Annotated in this window: 4 protein-coding genes; all 4 read left to right on the top strand. The window is 72.0% G+C overall.

The genetic code is table 11. The annotated features are described in order from the left end of the window. Positions 1–340 precede the first annotated feature (340 nt). The gene (gene rplU, locus G6030_RS13065) at positions 341–646 is read left to right on the top strand and encodes a 50S ribosomal protein L21 (RefSeq protein WP_007626967.1); all 306 of its coding nucleotides are present in this window, start codon (positions 341–343) and stop codon (positions 644–646) included. Positions 647–715: 69 nt separating this feature from the next. Further along, complete coding sequence (rpmA, locus tag G6030_RS13060) at positions 716–979, top strand: 50S ribosomal protein L27 (RefSeq protein ID WP_007626965.1); 264 nt, start codon at positions 716–718, stop codon at positions 977–979. A gap of 140 nt (positions 980–1,119) precedes the next feature. Beyond that, positions 1,120–2,580 (top strand): GTPase ObgE, encoded by a 1,461-nt coding sequence (gene obgE / locus G6030_RS13055; protein ID WP_070722145.1) that lies wholly within the window; start codon positions 1,120–1,122, stop codon positions 2,578–2,580. 32 nt (positions 2,581–2,612) lie between these two features. Further along, the coding region (gene proB / locus G6030_RS13050) for a glutamate 5-kinase (RefSeq protein ID WP_182643422.1) at positions 2,613–3,370 on the top strand (758 nt) is incomplete at its 3' end.

Below are 3,370 nucleotides of genomic sequence, written 5' to 3'. Positions count from 1 at the left end.
CGCTCGCGCAGACGCCGACCGCCGTGGTCGCCGAGCCGCGCAGGCGCCCCGCGAGGCGACGCGCGACCCGGTCGACGACGGCTCCCACGAGCGACTGAGAGACCGGGCCGCGTGTCCGGCGGCACGGTCGGTTTGACCTGCTGCGCCGCCGGACCGTAACCTTGACAGGTCGCTCGTCGCGGCGCTATGTCGCCGCGCGAGGAGTCGCGGGCCCGGTCCACACGGACCGGCGTGGCCGACGACCTCCGACCGGCGTGAGCCGGCGAGCATGAGAGAACACCGCACACCAGGTGCGGTCGCCCCGGCGGCCGCACACCCGAGAAGCAAGGGGAAGCCCTCGATGTACGCGATCGTCAAGACCGGCGGCAAGCAGTACAAGGTCGCCGAAGGGGACCAGGTCAAGGTCGAGAAGATCGAGGGCGAGGCCGGAACCTCCGTGTCGCTGTCCCCGATCCTCGTGGTGGACGGCTCGGCCGTCACCTCCGACGCCGACGCCCTGGCCAAGGTCACCGTCTCCGGCGAGATCGTCGAGCAGACCAAGGGTCCGAAGATCCGGATCCACAAGTTCAAGAACAAGACCGGGTACCACAAGCGTCAGGGCCACCGTCAGAAGCTGACGGTCGTCAAGATCACCGGTATCAAGTAATCCGTCACCGGCCGCCAAGGCCACCAGCTCAGCGCCCTCGGGCGTGCTCCCTGAAGGAGGGACTCGGACATGGCAAGCAAGAAGGGCGCGTCCAGCACCCGTAACGGTCGTGACTCCAACGCGCAGCGTCTCGGCGTCAAGCGCTTCGGTGGCCAGGAGGTCAACGCCGGCGAGATCCTGGTGCGTCAGCGCGGCACCAAGTTCCACCCGGGCGTGAACGTCGGCCGCGGCGGCGACGACACCCTGTTCGCCCTCTCCGCCGGTGCGGTGGAGTTCGGAACCAAGCGCGGCCGCAAGACCGTGAACATCGTGCCGGCCGGCGCCGAGGCCTGAGCCTCCCAGCCGACCGAACCACACGTGAATCGCCCTCGGGGGCCGGGCGGGGTCTGATCGACCCCACACCCGGCCCCCGAGAGTATTTGCGGCAGCACCACCCGATCCACCGTCGTCCGTCACCAGGAGGAGTCCCCACCATGTCGAGATTCGTCGACCGCGTCGTCCTCCACCTCGCGGCGGGGGACGGCGGCCGCGGCTGCACGTCCGTGCACCGCGAGAAGTTCAAACCGCTCGGCGGCCCCGACGGCGGCAACGGCGGCGACGGCGGTGACGTCGTGCTCGTCGTGGACCCGCAGGTCCACACCCTGCTCGACTTCCACTTCCGGCCCCACGCCCGCGCCGGCAAGGGCCAGCCCGGCATGGGTTCCCACCGCAACGGCGCCCAGGGCGCCGACCTCGTGCTCCCGGTCCCGCCCGGCACGGTCGTGCTGGACGAGAACGGTGAGGTCCTCGCGGACCTCGTCGGCGCCGGCACCCGGTTCGTCGCAGCCGAGGGCGGAAAGGGCGGTCTCGGCAACGCGGCCCTGGCGTCCCGTGCGCGTAAGGCGCCCGGCTTCGCCCTGCTGGGCGAGCCCGGCGAGGTCCGGGACGTCACGCTCGAGCTCAAGTCGATGGCCGACGTCGGGCTCGTGGGCTTCCCGTCCGCCGGCAAGTCCTCGCTCGTCTCGGTGCTCTCCGCGGCCAAGCCCAAGATCGCCGACTACCCGTTCACGACCTTGGTGCCCAACCTCGGCGTGGTGTCTGTCGGCGACGACACCTTCACGATCGCCGATGTACCCGGCCTCATCCCCGGTGCCAGCGAGGGCCGCGGCCTCGGCCTGGACTTCCTGCGTCACATCGAACGCACCGCCGTCCTGGCCCACGTCGTCGACTGCGCGAACCTCGAGTCCGACCGAGACCCGGTCTCCGACGTCGACGCCCTCGAGGCGGAGCTCGCCGCGTACCGGTCGGAGCTGTCCGACGCCGGGATCGGCGACCTGTCCGACCGGCCCCGCGTGGTGGTGCTCAACAAGATCGACGTGCCCGACGCCGCCGACATGGCCGAGATGGTCCGCGAGCAGTTCGAGGCCCGGGGGTGGCCCGTCTACGCCATCTCCGCGGTCGCCCACAAGGGACTCGACGAGTTGCGCTTCGGGCTCTACGAGCTGGTGAAGGCGCACCGGAAGGCCAACCCGCCCGCCGCGCCCGAGCGGATCGTCATCCGGCCCAAGGCCGTGGACGCGGGCGAGTTCGACGTCCGCCCCGACCCCGCCTCTCCCGGCGACTTCGTCGTCACCGGCACCAAGCCCGAGCGGTGGATCCGTCAGACCGACTTCGAGAACGACGAGGCCGTGGGCTTCCTCGCCGACCGCCTCGCCCGGATCGGCGTGGAGGACGCGCTCATCAAGGCCGGCGCCGAGGAGGGCTGCACGGTCACGATCGGCGACGTCTCGTTCGAGTGGGAGCCGCAGACCCCGGCCGGCGTCGACCTCATGCGCACCGGCCGCGGCACGGACATCCGACTCGAGTCCGACGAGCGCGTGGGCGCCGCCGAGCGCAAGTACCGCAAGCGCGTGCGCCGCGGCCTCATCGACCCGGACGAGGAGATCCTGGAGTGACCACCGAGCGCGAGCTGCGCCGTCGCATCGGCATGGCCCGCCGCGTGGTGGTCAAGATCGGCTCGTCCGCGATCACCAGCTTCCACGGCGGGATCCGGCGCGCCGAGCTCGACACTCTGGCGGACGTCTGCCAGACGCGCATGACCGGCGGATCGGACGTGTTCGTGGTGTCCTCGGGCGCGATCGGCGCCGGGATGGCCCCGTTGGGTATGACCACCCGGCCCGCGACGCTGTCCGCCAAGCAGGCCGCCGCGAGCGTCGGGCAGCTCGAACTGGCGCGCGCGTGGGGTGACTCGTTCGCCCGCTACGACCGGGTGGTGGGGCAGGTGCTGCTCACCGCCGCCGACATCGGTCGCCGGGACAGCGCGGCCAACGCGCAGCGCACCCTCGACCGCCTGCGCACCCTGCGGGCGGTGCCGGTGATCAACGAGAACGACACCGTCGCGACCAACGAGATCCGCTTCGGCGACAACGACCGGCTCGCGGCCCTGGTCGCCCACCTCATCAGCGCCGACGCGCTCATCCTGCTCTCGGACGTCGACGCCCTCTACGACTCCGACCCCCGCAAGGGCGATGCGACCGCGGTGACGATGGTCGGCGGCGAGGGCGATCTCGACGGCGTGGTGGCCGGCGCCGGGGGAGCGCTCGGGACCGGCGGTATGGCCTCCAAGCTCGCGGCCGCCCGCCTGGCCGCCGACGCGGGGATCCCGGTCCTGCTCACCTCCGCGGAGCGGGCTACCGAGGCGCTCGCCGCCGAGCCGACCGTCGGGACGGTCTTCGCGGCCCGCCC

The sequence above is a fragment of the Dietzia sp. E1 genome (assembly GCF_014145015.1).
GTDB classification, from domain to species: Bacteria; Actinomycetota; Actinomycetes; order Mycobacteriales; family Mycobacteriaceae; genus Dietzia; species Dietzia cinnamea_A.
This window is presented reverse-complemented; position numbering and strand designations above follow the sequence as displayed.